Genomic DNA, 15,717 nt, shown 5'->3' on the forward strand with positions numbered 1-15,717 from the left:
TAGGTGATTCATGGCTGGCGTTGATCCGGATACGAATGTGCGATTTGACCAGGTGAATGACGAGATCCTGCGGACTCTCGGTCCGCCTCCTCGCAGCTTCTGGGTGATCATCGGGTTCCTATTAATCGGTGTTATGCTCTGGCCTATCCCGTGGGGCTACCAGATTGCGACAGGGATGGGCTCGGCCGGTTACCGTCCATCTGTCATGTGGATCCTTTACATCGTCAACTTTGTGTACTGGATCGCAATCGGCCACTCCGGGACATTTATCTCAGCGATCCTCTACCTCTTCCGCGCCCGTTTCCGCACCCCGATTTCGCGCGCTACTGAAGCCATGACGATCTTCTCGGTCTTCATTGCCGCCATGTTTCCCTTTGTTCATCTGGGCCGCGTTTGGATTTTCTACTGGATCCTGCCCTATCCGAACCACCGCACGATCTGGCCTGATTTTCAATCACCTCTGATTTTTGATCTCCTCGCGGTCTCCACCTATTTCACCGTCAGTCTCGTCTTCTGGTATTCGGGACTTGTGCCGGACATCGCCGCTATACGTGACCGCGTGCGCGGCTTAAAACGAAAAATCTACGGCTATTTTTCCCTGGGGTGGTCAGGTACCGACCGTCAGTGGCATCACTACAGTACGTCCATCCTGCTCATGGCAGGTCTGGCCACGCCGCTGGTCATTTCCGTCCACAGCGTTGTCTCCTGGGATTTTGCGCTTGCTATTATCCCCGGATATCACAGCACCATTTTCCCGCCCTACTTTGTGGCAGGCGCTATCCACCAGGGTATCGCGATGGTACTGGTGCTGCTCGTGCCGCTTCGAAAAATCTTTCGCGTGAAAAATATTATCACTGACCGTACGCTCGACCTGTTGGCACAGACCGATCTGCTTTTCGCTCTGGTCATCAGCTACACGTATTTAACTGAGCACTTCATGGCTGAGTACTCGGGCAACATCTTTGAGCGCCAGCAGTTTATGTTCCGCATGGTCGGCTGGTACTCTCCCGAGTACTGGATTATGACGATCCTGAACGCAATCGTGCCGCTCGTCTTCTTCATCAGGCGCTGCCGCTACAGCCCCTTCTGGCTCATGACTGTGGGCGTCGCGGTACTGATAGGCATGTACCTGGAGCGCTTCATCATTATCATCGGCTCAATGTCTCAGGACTTTCTGCCTTACCAATGGGGCTTTTATTGGCCCGGCTGGCTGGAGAGCTGTATCACATTCGGCTCCTTCTGTCTTTTCTTTCTGTTGTTTGCACTCTTTGCGAAATTTCTGCCATCGATCTCCATCGCCGAGGTGAAAGAGGCGCTCAAACCCATGCGCGGAAAAAAGGAACCAACGCTATGACAGCCGAGGAGTATGGAGTGAGAGGCGAATCACCTGACCAGCGCAGATTACTGGCGATTTACAGCTACGTGGACGATGTTGTGGGCGTCATCAAGACGTTGCGCCGGAAAAAGATCCGTATCGATGGGGTTTTCTCTCCAACCCGTTCCCGCGAGATGCAGGACGCCCTTGGCAAAGGTTGGAGCAACGTCGCATTCTTCACGTTGCTGGGCGGCCTTACCGGCGGTGTTGGTCTTATCTCGCTCGCTGTGTATGCCCACCTCAGTTTTCATCTGATCACGTGGGGCAAGCCGATCATTCCACCGGTACCCTGGGTAATTGTCTGTTTTGAAGGAACCATCTTATTTTCCGTCCTCTTCAGTTTTGTCGCGTGGGTCTTCCTGGGAAGACTCCCTGCGCCACACCTGCCGGCCGGCTACGATGAGATATTCTCGGGACACAAATTCGGCATTATGGTGCCTTACTCGGATGGAGAGCGGCAGGAGATTTATCGGATACTCGCTGATGGACAGGCTGACGAAATCCGTGACGTGAGCGCATCGGATCCACGCAAAGCAGTACTTGTAGCGGAGAACTCGCGTGCAGGCTCGTAATCCCGACCAGCAGCTTGAATTCGCGAAAATACCAGCCGTGTGGCTCGCGATTTCTGCCCTTGCTGTTGTTGTGGGCGTGATCACCTTTGTCGTCGCTCTCTCTGGCAATGCAGCACAGAGGGCATGGCAGGTATACCTGGTGAATTACCTGTTCTGGGTCAGCCTCTCGCTCGGCTCGGTTTTGTTTGTCGCTGTTCTGAACCTCTCAAAAGCGATGTGGGCCCGGCCATTCAAACGACTCGCGGAGTCTCTCGGCGCTTTTCTCCCTGTTGCTTTTGTGCTCTTCTGGGTAGTGTACGCCGGTCGCTCCCGCATTTTTTACTGGGTTTTAAACCCGCACCCGAAAAGACTTGTGTGGCTCAGCACCCCCTTTGTTTTTTCGAGGGACGGCTTTGCTTTGCTTGCCATGATCTTGCTCGCACTCGCGCTCATGTACTACTCTGTACGTTCTGACCGGCAGTGGTTGAAAGATCCATCAGATGGCGCAAAATGGCAGGGCAGCTGGCGCGCGCAAATAATCCTTTCGCCGATATACGCTATCGTGTACTGCTATGGCCTGAGCCTCATCGGTTTTGATCTCATCATGTCGCTCGATCCTGACTGGTACAGCACGCTCTTCGGCGCCTACTTCTTTACTGCAAGCTTTTATATCGCGCTTGCGGCTATTGCTCTTTTGCTCTATCTCTCGCTCGCGCGATTCGGAATCGGGCGATTCATCCGTGAACGGCAGCTCCACGACATGGGCAAAATGATGCTCGGCTTCTGCCTTTTCACCGGCTACCTTTTCTATGCGCAATTTCTAACGATCTGGTACGGAAACTTGCCTGACGAGGTGAAGTTCGTCATCATGCGCGTTAAGCTGGGACCCTACAACACACTGGCGTGGATCATTCTTGGGGCGATCTTTTTGCTTCCTTTTTTTACGCTGCTCTCTCGCAGAATAAAGGTGCACCCCGTACCAATGGCCGTGCTGAGCATCATCATTCTGATCGGTATGTGGTTGGAGCGCTTTATCCTGGTTGTTCCCTCGACGTGGAAAACTGCCTCGGTGCCGCTGGGCTTTGTGGAAGTGCTGGTTACGATAGGCTTTGCGGGCCTGGTAGCGCTGTGTCTGGCCCTGTACCTGAGGATGGTGCCTCTTTTTCCCGTCTCAGATCCTCTCTTTGCCAGATTCAAGGAAGAAGGGGAAACAGAACTGGAGCCTTAACGATATGGCAGGTGTCGAAAAGTGAAGAGCGGGCGTGTCTGGATAGCGGCTGGAGGGCTTGCGTTCGCGTTCATGCTTTTCTTCGGCTATATTTATCCCAAACAAATGATCGGGCCCGTTCAGCCAATTTACTTCAGCCATCGCATACATGCGGGGGTGAAGCAGATCAACTGCAGGTTCTGCCATCCCAATGTCGAGCGTTCGCAAGACGCGGGGCTTCCATCGGTCCAGAAGTGTTTCTATTGCCATGAATACATCATTCCTGATCATCCGCAAATCCGGGTTGAAAAGCAGCACCTGAGGACAAACACCCCTGTTCCGTGGAAACGAATTTTTTACACGCCAGATTTTGTTTTTTTCAGGCATCAGCCGCATGTACTCTGGCAGAAGCTTGATTGCAGCAACTGTCACGGACACGTGGAGACGCAGGACCGGCTTCAACCGGTCGAGTTCCAGATGGGCTTTTGCATAACATGCCACAGGAAGATGACTGATCCGGCTCGGTTGAAAGAGGGGCCGCTTCTGGCGCGCCTGGATTGCTGGCTGGCATGCCACAGATGATACTGGGGAATCGAAGTGAGCAGTAAGCAGTGAGCAGACAGACAGCTCTCAGGGAAAGCGAGTAGATTAAGGCATGGACAGGATTGACGTAACAGCAGACGAAGCTCTCGGTGGCAATTCGGATCCAAGTGGCCGCCCCAGCCTTCGGCCGGGTGCCCCAGTCGGCAGCGATCTGCTTTCGCCGGGCACCCGTGGTCCGGACTCTTTCCAGCGGGCACAAACAGCCCAACCACGGGTGGCAGGAGGAGAACGACGCAGCGACGGCGCAGCATCCTGTGAGGGCAACGAAAGTATACGCTTGGAGGCGGATTGCCACGAGGTGGTGAAGGGGTTCTTTTTGTCATCCGCGATCTGGTTCGTCATCTTCGCGAGCGGCGGGTTTATACTGGCCTCGTGGATGATCGCTCCCGAGCTCTTCCTCTACAAGAACATTTCGTGGCTCGTATTCAGTCGCGTGCGGCCTGTCCATACGAATGGCATGATATTCGGCTTTGTCGGCTCGGCACTTTTGGGAGCCATGTACTACTATATCCCGCACCTCACGAGAACGCCTCTCCGCAGCAAGGCCCTTGCGAGGCTGTGCCTCTGGTTATGGAATGCGGCTGTTGTTGCAGGAAGCATTACGCTGCTTGCCGGCTACAGTCAAAGCAGGGAATATGCAGAATACATCTGGCCGATCGACATCGGCGTGCTTATCGTATTTGCGCTCACGTTTTTCAACATGTTGATGACAGTCAGGGCGCGCAACGAAAAGATACTCTATGTTTCCATCTGGTACGCGCTCGCATCTCTCATTTTCATCTTCTGGATCTATTTCTTCGGCAATGCAGTCTGGAATCCGAGTACCGGTGCAATCAAGGGGGGCGTACCCGATGGGATTCTAGCCTGGTTTTACGGCCATGGCGTGGTGGGCCTTTTCCTGACACCGCTTGCCGTGGGGCTAGCCTATTACGTGATACCGATCGCAACCCGGGGCCCTTTGTTCAGCCACACACTCTCGCTGGTTGGATTCTGGTCGCTCCTGATCTTCTATCCGCACATCGGGGGCCATCACCTGCTGCAGACCCCTATCCCTACATGGCTCAAAGTTGTTGCGGTGACAGGCTCCATCGGCATGCTCATACCGGTGCTCGTTGCGCTTTCAAACCTGTATCTGACATGCAGGGGCAGGTTTGAGGCTATCCACGCAGACATAGGCGCTAAATGGGTTTTTGCCGGTCTTGTCTGGTATCTGATTGTCTGCCTGCAGGGTCCGTTTCAGGCTCTTCCTATTGTACAGCGCATTACCCATCTCACAAACTGGGTAATCGGCCACTCTCACATCGCAGTGCTCGGCTTTGCAGGATTTATCGGAGTCGGGGGCATCTACTTCCTGATACCTCGCGTCACCGGACGCCCCTTGTACAGCAGGAAGCTCGCAGACATCCAGTACTGGTTCCTTCTGGTAGGCCTCGCCGGTTTCTTCTTCGTTCTCACCATGGCAGGCCTCATCCAGGGCAATGCGTGGCTTAACGGCGAGACCGTGTACCGAGTGTTGCCCGAGCTTCATCCCTACTTTATATTCCGTCTGCTCTTCGCGATGTTGATCCTCATCGGAGCCTTTGTCGGTCTGTACAACATTTGGATGAGCCTCTATCGCACAACGCAAAAAGAAGACGAGGAGCCGCCACTATGAGAATGAACCTGGGTCTCCTCGTCATCGGCGGGCTGGTTGTCTTTGCGGCCGTCCTCGGTATCGGCGTCATTCTCCCATGGATCACTGCTGTAGATCAGCCCTCGCAGATCTTCCGCGCGAGAACTCCGCTTGAGGAGCAGGGCCGTCTCATTTACATCAGCAACGGGTGCACGTTTTGCCACACGCAATTCGTGCGTTCCATTGATTGGGATCATGGTGCGCAGCGGATTGCACGCGCCGGTGACTACATACAGGACCAGCCGCACCTCCTCGGTACAGAGCGTACAGGACCCGATCTGTCGCAGGAAGGCGGCGAGCGGCCTGATGATTGGCACCTCGCACATTTCATTAATCCTCGTTTTACGCGGCCTGAATCACTGATGCCTTCATTTGAATTTCTCGGCATGGAGAAGATTAAAGCATTGATAGCATACAAGCAGTCACTCGGGTCGGAGCTTGCGGATCTGCGCATCACACGCCAACGATACTGGAAAAAGCTGGCCGTGGCAGCATACGAATCAGGCCCTGATAAGAACGTCGACTGGCTTCACGCGCAGGTTCCTGAAGGCTGGCGAAAGCTCGCCAATCCCTATCCGACATCGCAGGCATCTCTTACCCGCGGGAAGCGAATTTACGAGAGCTTCTGCATTGGATGCCACGGCCCCATAGGTGACGGCATGGGACCGGCCGCGAGATACCTGTATCCGCCACCACTCAATTTTACTATTCTGAACAGCAGAGGGGTTACCGGCGGGATCCTCTATTATCAGATCATGAACGGAATAACAGGCACCGGGATGATGTATTTCAAGAAGGATCTCGAATCCGAAAAGATTTGGGATGTGGGCAATTACGTTGCGGTGACGTTCATCGGCGAATCGGATGCAGGGAAATCGCCCGGCATACCCGCAGCATACGAAGTGCAACAGGGAGTCAAGCCATGATCTATTACTTCTCGTGGCTACTGCTCATGTTGGTCGGCCTCGTTGCGAGCGTCCTTTTATTTCTGTGGGCTTTGCAGTCAGGACAGTTCTCAGAGCAGGCGCGGGCGCGCTATCTGCCTCTCGTAGGCGAGGCACGGCCAACAAAGAGCGAACGAAAAAGTGCCGGGGAGCGATATGCCCTGACAGCACTGTTTGCCGGTGCCCTGTGCGCCTTCGTGGTAACGTTCCTTGTGGCGCTGATGAATAGATAGGAGTAAAGCCATGCGCTTTTTCTTTCTCCATGATTATCAGGATTGGCTGCTATCCGTATTCCTCGGCATCGTGCTTGCGATACTTGTGTACCTCGCTTTTCGGAGCTACGGCTACGCCAGCAGGCGCGCTGGCGAGAAGGCCGAGGAAGTTTATCCCGATGGAATAATCGGCAAAAACTTTCCGACGACGCCCTTTATTCTCTTTCTCTATATTGGTTTTGTGGTGTGGGCAATCATCTATGTTATCTACATCGGAATAAAAGGCGGGCCTATATAAGAACGTGGAGTTTCTTATGGAGAAGAAAGAAGAGCAGAAAGAACACGGCACGGCCACAGGCGACGAACGCGAATTCAAACAGCTTATTGTTCGGGGCTGGTTGATCATCTGCGGTATGTCAGTGGCTTTTGCTCTTTACGGCGTTTTTGCTTTTTTCGCCATAGGGGATAAAGGTCCTCCGGGCTGGGACTTCGGCGGCGTTCAGGACATACCCGGCGGATCAGAATACTCCACGCATCCATTTCGGGATACAGCGGCGAAACCCGAGCCGCAGCATGTGAACCAGAGGCCTTCGGAGGCTGTCGTCGATCTTATTGGACCACCTCCTACAGCAGGAAAGCTGTTTGAGGGAGCAGAGCATGAAGGCCCCGGGGAAGGAGTCATGCGCGGTGAATACGGGCCTGGAACGTGAGTTAACAAATCAGGTGTATATATGGTTCGATTGCTGATAGTAATTCTTTTAACGACAACGCTCGTTACCTTCGTCTCCTGCGACTATGCCCGCATGAGCGATCAGGAATCGGTCCGAACATGGGAAGACAAGATGCCGGATATGCCTAAGAACACCATACCGGTGGCGGGTGGCTACGAGGTCCTCGCGCATACGGCAGATCCTTCAACTCTGAAGAATCAGGTACCGGCGACGCAACAAACGATCGAACGCGGAAGATTGGCATACAGCTATTTCTGTATTCAGTGTCACGGCGTGGAACTGAACGGCTTTGGGACCGTCGGGCAGAGCTTCTCTCCATTGCCCGCCGATCTCACGTCGAGCGACGTCCTGGAACAATCAGATGGGGAACTGTACTACAAGATCAGGATAGGTTACAATCGGCATCCCTCACTCTTCGACACCATTTCGGAAACAGATACGTGGTCAGTCGTGAACTACATGCGTGCTTTTAAGAGAGGAGCATCCAAACAATAATGGTCGATACAATCAATGTACTGGGACCCCTGATCGTCGGTTTTCTCGGCAGTTTCCATTGCCTGGGGATGTGCGGGCCGCTGGTGCTGGCCTATTCAGTCAATTTCTCAGCATCGGCTCGCGAATCAAACGAATGGAAAAGTGGCATCACGCACCATCTCGCTTTCCATTGCGGAAGACTGCTGAGCTATGGATTCCTCGGCGCTCTCGCAGCGGGCATGGTTTACGGCGCCGGGCTTGTTCCTTTCTTTGGCAGCTTCAGAAATATCGTCAGTGTGACCGCTGGAGCTCTCATGCTGCTTTTGGGTCTTGCCGTTATGCGTCTTGTTCCGCTTCGCCTGTCTGCCCCGGCTCCTTCCAGCCGCGGTACCGGCGCTTTAGTGCATCGCCTTATATCGTCCGCACGGCCCGCCTCAAAATGGCTCCTCGGGATGGGAGCCGGCTTCATGCCCTGCATGCTGCCGTGGGCCATGCTTATCAAAGCTGCATCCACCGGCGATATGCTGAAAGGCTTTTTCATTATGGTACTCTTTGGATTGGGAACGGTTCCGGCCCTTCTGCTTATAGGTGTATCAGCATCGATGCTCTCTGTGCGCACCAGACTTTTCGGTGAACATCTGGCCGGTCTTTCAATAGTGGCCATGGGCGCTATCCTGCTTTGGAAAGGGGCGAAACATTTTATCAGCTAGCACTCAAGTAATCGCTCAAGTGAATGCGGAACGTGCGGATGCGGACCGCGAACCAGCATGCGCTCTCTGTGGCCGCACGCTGGGACATGGGAGCATAGTCGAAAATGGGCATAATGGGCATGGGCAATCTCTGTCGTTTTGCTGTCCTGGTTGCCGGCATGTGTTTATACTGCTTTCTTCTGCGACGGGCGTTTTACCGGAGGACTTCCGCTCTACCGATCTGTTTCGGGCTTGTGTAAATGCGGGCATCATCCCTGACCCGCACGCGCGGCGCAACCAAAATACCCCATCGAATGAGGACATCCCGCCGATACCCTTCACCATGAAGGTCGAAGGCATGTGGTGCCCTTCGTGCGCATGGGTCCTGGAAGAAGTGCTCAAGCGCTCTCCGGGAATTGCTGCAGTTTCGGTCAGTTTTGCGAGCGACGTAATTCAGGGGAAATATCTTCCCCATGTCATAACGCTTGAAGAGATTGCACGAATAAGCGAGAAGCTGGGGTACAGGCGCATAATCGATCAGGAAGAAGAGAGAAAGCATAAGAAGGAATCAATTATCCGGCTTTCTCTCTCGGCTATCGTGACTACAGAGGTCATGATGATCTCTATGGTGCTCGACGGAGGCTTCTTCACCACTTTCAGCACCAGTGATGTGCGTTATCTTTCGTTGCCACTCCTGCTTCTCACCATACCGGTGGTGTTCTGGGCAGGTTACCCCATCCTCAAGAAAGGCTGGTATGCCCTCGTCAACCGATCGCCTTCCATGGACACGCTCGTTTCAGTAGCGGCACTTTCGGCATTTTTCTACAGCATGGTGCGTCTCTTGCAGAACAACATCCATCTCTATTTCGATACTGCCGCAATGCTGGTTACGTTCGTTCTCTTCGGCCGTTACATCGAAACATGGTTGCGCGAAAAAGTACTTAGGAATCTGCGCGCACTTCACGAGCTGGGTCAGCAGAAGGTCAGACTCGCAGGCAGTAATAAACAATGGGTAACACCCGATGCGTTAACGCTTGATTCATGGTTTGAACTGACAGTGGGCGAGACATTACCAGTGGACGCGGTTATCATCGAAGGGAAAGCGATGGTCGATCAGGCCATCATCACCGGCGAGCCCCGGCCGGTCATGAAAGCTTCCGGAGACGAGCTTCTTTCGGGAAGCACACTTCGATCGGGCACATTGATATTGCAGAAAAAAAGATCGGCAGTGGATAGCTTTGTCGGTCAGATTCTTTCACTCGTCGAGCACGCAATAACATCCCGGATGCGCCAGGAACTCCTCGCGGATGCGCTGTCCCGCTTTTTTGTTCCGTCCGTTTTCGCACTCGCCACAGGTACGGCAATAGTACTCTGGGTTGAAGGCTTCTCTTCGCAAGAGGTACTCATGCGTGTGCTTACCATTATGCTCGTGGCTTGTCCGTGCTCGTTAGGCATAGCCATGCCGCTCGTAAAAGTGGCTGTCGTTGGTGCAGCCCGGCGCCAAGGCATCATCGTTCGTGAGCCTGATGCCATCGAACGCGTGCGCAAGCTCGACATGCTACTCTTTGATAAGACCGGGACTCTGACGGAAGGTACATTCAAGCTCCAGCAAATCGTAACAGTGAACGCGGCCTCCGAACCTGAAACACTCGCTCTGCTTGCAGCACTTGAGCGCCTCTCACCGCATCTCATTGCCCGGGAACTAGTGCGAGCGGCTGCCGAAAAAAAAGTGCCTCTTCTGGAAGCACATGATTTCGAAAGTTTCGAAGGCATGGGCGTGGCAGGTGCCGTAGAAGGTCTGAAGATATGCATTGGCAATCAACGATTGATGCAGGAGAAATCTTTACATGTGCCGGATGAACTACGGCTTCGCGCGGATGCGGCCGAGAAAGAAGGGTTCACTGCTGTCTGGTACGGTTGGCGCGCACAAGCACAAGGGCTTCTCCTTTTCGGTGACAGCGTAAAATCTCACGCTCGAGAAACGATCGCCTGGCTGAAATCCAGGGGCATTGCTGTCTGGATCGTCTCAGGCGATGGCGCAGGCACCACGCAAGCGCTCTCGGACCAGCTGGGAGCAGATCACTGCGCAGGCGAAATGCTTCCGGCAGAAAAGGCGTCCCTCATAGTTGCGCTACAGGGCGCGGGGCACAGAATCGGCATGGTTGGCGACGGTATCAACGATGCACCGGCAATCGCTCAGGCGGATGTGGGCTTCTCCATTGCTTCCACAAGCGATATTTCGCGGGAGGCATCCGACGTCACTCTGCTCACGACCAATCCCGCTGCATTGATCTCCTTCTTCGATCTGTCAAGACGGGCATGGCGAGCACTGCTGCAAAACATGTTCTTTGCTTTTGCCTACAATGCCTGCGCATTGCCGGTTGCGGCAGCCGGTATGCTCAACCCGCTTATTGCGCTGTGCGCCATGTTTGCAAGCAGCCTCACGGTAACGGCGAACGCACTGAGAGTATTTACACTCAAGAGTGCAAAGCTGGAGCGAGGCCGTAAAATGCACGAGGGGAAGTTATGGCTGAAACATTCACGAGCATTCACGGGGCAATCATAGCGGGGCTCATAGCCGCCGGCATCTTCGCTGTTTTTGCCAGACTTTCAACGCTCAATGTTATGAACACCGTTCGCTACCTGAGCACCCTGTTCTCGTCTGAACCCAATGCAGCGCTGGGATGGTTTCTCCATTTCGCCATCGGATGCGTATTGGCGCTGATCTACGTAGCCGTCTGGAATATGGGCTTAAGACCATCCGATTTTTACCTGTATAGTTTGATCGCTGGGATCGTGCACTGGCTGATCGCGGGGATTGTGATAGGCGCAGCCCCTGCGGTGCACGCGGGTATCCGCGCAGGTGCTGTTCCCGCTCCAGGAATCTACATGAGCAACATTATGGGCGTTTGGGGCTTCATCGCGGGCCTCACGGGCCATATTCTCTTCGGCTTTACCGTCATTTATTTTTACCAGTTCTTTTGTTTTTTTCGCTGAGCGGAGATTAGCGTGAAAAAAGAGACTCTCCAGTCACGATCATTTCTATCGAATGTAAAACTCTTCCTGGCCCTCTCCCGTACGACCCACGGTTTATTGGACCTGGCCACGCCAGCGTTATCGGCTCTCCTCTGGCTCGGAGCGTTTCCTTCTCCCTGGATCGTGACCGTTGGTCTTCTCACTGCTTTTTCAGGATACACGGCTGTCTATGCGCTCAATGACCTTGTCGATTATCGGAGCGACATGGAACGCGTGCGTACTGGCGTTATAAAGGATGCTCGCGATTATCTCGACACGGTTTTCCTGCGCCACCCTATGGCTCAAGGAGCGCTCAGCTTTCGGAAAGGGCTTGTGTGGGCTGCCTTCTGGGCGCTGACAGCGCTGGTAGGCGCCTCACTGCTTGGTCCTGTATGCGCTCTGCTTTTCCTCGGAGGCGTTGTACTGGAGGCGACCTACTGCCTCATGCTGAAGGTAAGTTATCTTCGCGTGCTCGTGAGCGGTCTCGTCAAAACGCTCGGCGGCATAGCTGCTGTATTCGCTGTCGACCCAACACCGTCGCCTGTCTTCCTCCTTCTCCTCTTCCTGTGGCTCTTCTTCTGGGAAATCGGCGGCCAGAACCTGCCCGCTGACTGGCACGACATCGACGAGGATTCTGAACTGGGACACAAGACCATCCCCGTCAGATGCGGCTCCAGGGTCACGTCTTCGCTTATTTTAATGTCACTGATCATCGCTGTCCTTCTCGGCATGTACATGCTTTCCACAGCCACCGGTCAATTTTCCATATTTTGTGCAGGAGGCAGTCTCCTGTTCGGGCTGGTTCTCCTTGCTGAGCCTGCTTACCAGGCCTGCCGCAGCGAATCGATGAGAGACGTTGATACGCTCTTTGCCAAAGCAAGCCTCTATCCCCTTTCCCTGCTTGCCGTGCTGCTGGCGCACATGATATCATGGCAGATATCCTGATCACCATGAAAGAGATCGATGCAGAGACACTCTCCAGGAGCAACGGCAAAGAGGGGAACCCTGTCTACATAGCCTACAAAGGCAGGGTAATCGACGTCAGCAAAAGCAAGCTGTGGCAAACAGGCGTCCACATGGGGAGGCACGCTGCCGGCGCTGATCTCACTGCTGAGATAGAAGCAGCGCCGCACGGCCTCGACGTGTTGGACCGCTATCCGGAGATCGGCTCTCTAAAACCAGCCACGCCGGCACAACGCCCAATGCCGGCGTGCCTTGTTACCCTGCTTACCCGCTATCCCATTCTTCGCCGTCATCCGCATCCGGCCACGGTTCATTTCCCCGTCGCGTTCATGACAGGAGTTTCGGGATTCTACCTGCTCTACCTGGTTACCGGAGTGCCTTCGTTTGAGACCACGGCGCTTCATTGTGCCGGTGCCGGAATTCTTTTTTCGCTGTTGTCCATGGCAACGGGCTTTTTTACCTGGTGGCTCAATTACCTCGCCAAACCTGTACGCCAGGTAACGATAAAGATAGTTCTCTCCTGCATCATGCTTGCAGACGCGGTCGTCACCTTTGTGTGGCGCCTGTCGGCCCCCGCTATTCTCAACAGTTTCCAAGGGAGTGGGGTACTCTATTTGGTTCTTGTCTTTGCCCTCGGACCGCTTGCCATAACCATCGGCTATTTCGGCGGGACACTCACATTTCCGGTGGAGAAGAGATAGCTCCGCACGACCTCATTTTTTTGCCAGGCCTGCACCAATGGAATGCGCCTTTCCGAGGTACCGGCCGATCCCGAAGTACGTGCGGTTACCAGGTATATACAAAAAGGGTTCTACCTTCTCGATTTCCAGTATTCCCTCTCCTGTAAGTACCGATTCCTCAGCCTTGACATCAAGGACTTCGCCGATGAAGTGCGTGTGGAGCCCCAGCTCGAGAACATGAAGAAGTTTGCACTCAAAGACGAGAGGGAACTCTGCCACGTAAGGCGCATCAACAACGTCGCTTCGCACCGGAGTCAGACCGGCAACCTGCCATTTGTCGGTATTCCTTCCGGAAGCGATACCAACATAATCGGTTTCCTTCACATACGCCATTGAGGGAAGACTCACTGTAAAGGCATTGCTCCCCTTAAGACTTCCATGTGTATAGGTTGCTTTCCTCAGCGAGATCCCGACACAGGGAGGATCAGAACAGCAGACTCCCGCCCAGGCCGCCGTCATCAGGTTCGGCCTGCCTTCTTTGTCGTATGTACCCACAACCCACACCGGCGTTGCACCCACTAAGATTTTCGGACCGAGTGATTTCTTCATTGTGATACCTCCGTTCGTTATGGGGCCGACCTTTGAATCTGTTGCTGCTTCTCGCGTGCCCGGCCTCCGACTGGCCTTGGAGTACATCAACCCTTGCTTCGACCGAGCAAGTGTGATTTGTACGCCGGCGGAATCAGAGCAGCACAGGCAAGAGGGATAAAAGCCATAACCATGAATGAAGCACGGGTCGAAGCGTGATCGACCAGGAAGCCCATCAGAACCGGGCCAAAGGTTATCCCGAGGCAGTATACCGACTGATAGAAACCCATGGCGGTCGATTTCCTGCTGTCGTCGACATGCCTGACCGCATTCGCCATGAGCGAAGAGATAAGTACCCCATTGGCCAGACCGGCAACGACCTGGAGAGGAAAGAAAGGAAGTACGGAAGCGGAGAAGGCGATACCGATGCAATAGATTCCCAGAAGCAGGAAGGCAAGCAGGAGCACGTATGCGTCGCCCATCTTCCGGGCAGTCCTCGTCCCGACAAAATAGGAACCAGCCATGGCTGCGGCGCTGAACAGCACCGCGAATAACGCAAGCTCCATTCCTGCGGCGCCAAGGTTTTTCGCCGTGCTGGTCGTAAAGGAGTACACGGTTCCGAACACCACGAGGTACGCAAGAGCGCACATTCCTGAGAAGAAAAGAAGCCTCTTCTCTTTCATGACAGTGACCAGACTTCCTACGCTGATGTTGAAACGGGCTGCCTCCCGTTCGTGCTTGATGAAGAGCGCAAGAGCACTGCCGATCACGCCTGAAATAAAACTCACCACAAAAAGTCCGCGGATGCCGACACGTTCAAAAAGAATGCCTCCGATGATAAATGCCGCAAATCTCCCGGCGTTCGTGAAGATATTTATTGTTCCGATGGCTTTAGCGCCTTCTGATTTTTCATAATAGGTCGCGTAGAGGACGGTAAAGGATATCCACGTCGATGAGGCTGCTCCCGAGGTGGCATTTGCAACGAAAAGCAGTAACGGTGAAGGCGAAATGATCATACCCAGAGATGAGATCCCGGCGAGGAACGTACCGATCACGATGAACAATTTGTGATTTCTCACCATGTCGACAGTAATGCCCAGAGGGATCCTGAGGACGAGTTGTGTAATGCCATAGGCTCCTACAATGAGGCCGACTACCGTGCCTGTCATAGAGAGCGTGAAGAGATAGGGCGTCAGAAAAGGGATGTAGATATACTGCGCAAACCAGAAGAATCCTGTAATAGCGCACAGGAGCGCCTTTCCGGCGGAAACATGAGACTTTTGGTTATGACGGCCCTCTTCCAGCAAAACATATCAAGCTACCATATCCCGGCCTCAAGAAGCTACGTCCGCTTAGGGACGCGCGGGTAAAAAAGCGTACTCAGCCTGTCGCGCTTCAGACGCTAGAGATTTAAAACCTTATTTGGGAGGGAAGTTGGAAAGAATACCCTGCACAGCGTGCTTCAGATCCCCGGAGGCGGCATCGGTGTGAATGCTGCCGGAAGCGGTACCCCGCCAGACCAATTCCTTCTTGTCTGCTTTGTACATGTTCAACGTGAGCATCCGGACCTGGTAACCATACTGAGCGTAACCGAGCTCGGGTTCGTAAGTGATGGCGATCAGCAGATCAGGCTGGTCGGCCACCCTGGTAAGGCCTTTCTGGCCAAGTACCTGATCCGCAAGAACCTGTACATTTGCTTCAAGGAGAAGGTCCTGTCCACCATAAAATACAGATGACGGTGTCCACATATAGCTTTTGAATCCGGAGAAACCTATCGCCGGCTCATAGGAATACTTGATGCTGGTACAGCTCCCCAGAAGCAGGGCAGTCGATAAGAGTGCCACTGCCAGTATCAGGCTATTTTTTTCTCTGGATCTGACCATGATCATGCCTCCACCGGATGCTGAGATTCTGTCGCTTCTGAATATTGTACAGCAGCCTTTAATTTCAGGTCAAGAATTGCAACTTTGTTTTTTCCTGCAAAGGCCAGTGAGTTACGCTCACGAAGTGCGG

18 protein-coding genes are annotated in these 15,717 nt (G+C 53.9%); 15 read left to right on the top strand and 3 right to left on the bottom strand.

From position 1 onward, the window contains the following. Positions 1-10 precede the first annotated feature (10 nt). The 15 genes from nrfD (at position 11) to VMT71_08455 (ending at position 13,137) form a co-directional block, all read left to right on the top strand. Complete coding sequence (gene nrfD / locus VMT71_08385; protein HVN23976.1) at positions 11-1,354, top strand: NrfD/PsrC family molybdoenzyme membrane anchor subunit; 1,344 nt, start codon at positions 11-13, stop codon at positions 1,352-1,354. 17 nt (positions 1,355-1,371) lie between these two features. Then, positions 1,372-1,947, top strand: coding sequence for a quinol:electron acceptor oxidoreductase subunit ActD (locus tag VMT71_08390; protein HVN23977.1), 576 nt, complete (start codon positions 1,372-1,374; stop codon positions 1,945-1,947). Then, positions 1,934-3,154: a hypothetical protein gene (locus tag VMT71_08395; GenBank protein HVN23978.1), complete on the top strand. Its 1,221-nt coding sequence runs from the start codon at positions 1,934-1,936 to the stop codon at positions 3,152-3,154. Before VMT71_08390 ends, VMT71_08395 begins: the two co-directional genes overlap by 14 nt. Before the next feature lie 21 nt (positions 3,155-3,175). Beyond that, positions 3,176-3,715: a cytochrome c3 family protein gene (locus VMT71_08400; protein HVN23979.1), complete on the top strand. Its 540-nt coding sequence runs from the start codon at positions 3,176-3,178 to the stop codon at positions 3,713-3,715. 73 nt (positions 3,716-3,788) lie between these two features. Continuing rightward, positions 3,789-5,390 carry a cbb3-type cytochrome c oxidase subunit I gene (locus tag VMT71_08405; GenBank protein ID HVN23980.1) on the top strand — a complete coding sequence of 534 codons (1,602 nt, stop codon included), beginning with the start codon at positions 3,789-3,791 and terminating at the stop codon, positions 5,388-5,390. Continuing rightward, entirely contained in the window at positions 5,387-6,334 is a 948-nt protein-coding gene (locus tag VMT71_08410; GenBank protein HVN23981.1) for a cbb3-type cytochrome c oxidase subunit II, read from the top strand. Before VMT71_08405 ends, VMT71_08410 begins: the two co-directional genes overlap by 4 nt. Then, on the top strand, positions 6,331-6,585 hold the full coding sequence (locus tag VMT71_08415; GenBank protein ID HVN23982.1) for a hypothetical protein: 255 nt from the start codon (positions 6,331-6,333) through the stop codon (positions 6,583-6,585). The genes VMT71_08410 and VMT71_08415 overlap by 4 nt, the downstream gene beginning before the upstream one ends. Positions 6,586-6,595: 10 nt before the next feature. Further along, a complete protein-coding gene (locus tag VMT71_08420; GenBank protein ID HVN23983.1) occupies positions 6,596-6,862 on the top strand; it encodes a hypothetical protein in 267 nt (88 codons plus the stop codon). A 16-nt stretch (positions 6,863-6,878) separates the two neighbouring features. Beyond that, positions 6,879-7,274, top strand: coding sequence for a hypothetical protein (locus tag VMT71_08425; protein ID HVN23984.1), 396 nt, complete (start codon positions 6,879-6,881; stop codon positions 7,272-7,274). 21 nt (positions 7,275-7,295) lie between these two features. Beyond that, positions 7,296-7,790, top strand: a complete 495-nt coding sequence (locus VMT71_08430; protein HVN23985.1) for a cytochrome c — start codon at positions 7,296-7,298, stop codon at positions 7,788-7,790. Beyond that, positions 7,790-8,479, top strand: a complete 690-nt coding sequence (locus VMT71_08435; GenBank protein ID HVN23986.1) for a sulfite exporter TauE/SafE family protein — start codon at positions 7,790-7,792, stop codon at positions 8,477-8,479. Before VMT71_08430 ends, VMT71_08435 begins: the two co-directional genes overlap by 1 nt. Positions 8,480-8,639: 160 nt before the next feature. Continuing rightward, on the top strand, positions 8,640-11,024 hold the full coding sequence (locus VMT71_08440; GenBank protein HVN23987.1) for a cation-translocating P-type ATPase: 2,385 nt from the start codon (positions 8,640-8,642) through the stop codon (positions 11,022-11,024). After that, positions 10,985-11,455, top strand: coding sequence for a hypothetical protein (locus VMT71_08445; protein HVN23988.1), 471 nt, complete (start codon positions 10,985-10,987; stop codon positions 11,453-11,455). The genes VMT71_08440 and VMT71_08445 overlap by 40 nt, the downstream gene beginning before the upstream one ends. Positions 11,456-11,467: 12 nt before the next feature. Next, positions 11,468-12,418, top strand: a complete 951-nt coding sequence (locus tag VMT71_08450; protein ID HVN23989.1) for a UbiA family prenyltransferase — start codon at positions 11,468-11,470, stop codon at positions 12,416-12,418. Continuing rightward, on the top strand, positions 12,403-13,137 hold the full coding sequence (locus tag VMT71_08455; GenBank protein ID HVN23990.1) for a DUF2231 domain-containing protein: 735 nt from the start codon (positions 12,403-12,405) through the stop codon (positions 13,135-13,137). The genes VMT71_08450 and VMT71_08455 overlap by 16 nt, the downstream gene beginning before the upstream one ends. Positions 13,138-13,149: 12 nt before the next feature. On the opposite strand, the gene VMT71_08460 is transcribed toward VMT71_08455, so the two are convergent. From VMT71_08460 to VMT71_08470, 3 genes are all read right to left on the bottom strand, one after another. Beyond that, complete coding sequence (locus VMT71_08460) at positions 13,150-13,725, bottom strand: flavin reductase family protein (protein HVN23991.1); 576 nt, start codon at positions 13,723-13,725, stop codon at positions 13,150-13,152. An 86-nt stretch (positions 13,726-13,811) separates the two neighbouring features. Then, entirely contained in the window at positions 13,812-15,011 is a 1,200-nt protein-coding gene (locus VMT71_08465; GenBank protein ID HVN23992.1) for an MFS transporter, read from the bottom strand. Between the two features lie 111 nt (positions 15,012-15,122). Next, positions 15,123-15,587, bottom strand: a complete 465-nt coding sequence (locus VMT71_08470; GenBank protein HVN23993.1) for a DUF4136 domain-containing protein — start codon at positions 15,585-15,587, stop codon at positions 15,123-15,125. Positions 15,588-15,717 lie beyond the last annotated feature (130 nt).

Source organism: Syntrophorhabdales bacterium, assembly GCA_035541455.1.
Classification (GTDB): domain Bacteria; phylum Desulfobacterota; class Syntrophorhabdia; order Syntrophorhabdales; family WCHB1-27; genus JADGQN01.

What these genes read in the sequence shown, in the direction of transcription:
- VMT71_08455 (HVN23990.1), top strand. Translation starts at nt 12,403, where the DNA reads ATGGCAGATATCCTGATCACCATGAAAGAGATCGATGCAGAGACACTC.
- VMT71_08415 (HVN23982.1), top strand. Translation starts at nt 6,331, where the DNA reads ATGATCTATTACTTCTCGTGGCTACTGCTCATGTTGGTCGGCCTCGTT.
- VMT71_08445 (HVN23988.1), top strand. Translation starts at nt 10,985, where the DNA reads ATGGCTGAAACATTCACGAGCATTCACGGGGCAATCATAGCGGGGCTC.
- VMT71_08425 (HVN23984.1), top strand. Translation starts at nt 6,879, where the DNA reads ATGGAGAAGAAAGAAGAGCAGAAAGAACACGGCACGGCCACAGGCGAC.
- VMT71_08405 (HVN23980.1), top strand. Translation starts at nt 3,789, where the DNA reads ATGGACAGGATTGACGTAACAGCAGACGAAGCTCTCGGTGGCAATTCG.
- VMT71_08410 (HVN23981.1), top strand. Translation starts at nt 5,387, where the DNA reads ATGAGAATGAACCTGGGTCTCCTCGTCATCGGCGGGCTGGTTGTCTTT.
- nrfD (HVN23976.1), top strand. Translation starts at nt 11, where the DNA reads ATGGCTGGCGTTGATCCGGATACGAATGTGCGATTTGACCAGGTGAAT.
- VMT71_08420 (HVN23983.1), top strand. Translation starts at nt 6,596, where the DNA reads ATGCGCTTTTTCTTTCTCCATGATTATCAGGATTGGCTGCTATCCGTA.
- VMT71_08430 (HVN23985.1), top strand. Translation starts at nt 7,296, where the DNA reads ATGGTTCGATTGCTGATAGTAATTCTTTTAACGACAACGCTCGTTACC.
- VMT71_08435 (HVN23986.1), top strand. Translation starts at nt 7,790, where the DNA reads ATGGTCGATACAATCAATGTACTGGGACCCCTGATCGTCGGTTTTCTC.
- VMT71_08470 (HVN23993.1), bottom strand. Translation starts at nt 15,587, where the DNA reads ATGGTCAGATCCAGAGAAAAAAATAGCCTGATACTGGCAGTGGCACTC.
- VMT71_08460 (HVN23991.1), bottom strand. Translation starts at nt 13,725, where the DNA reads ATGAAGAAATCACTCGGTCCGAAAATCTTAGTGGGTGCAACGCCGGTG.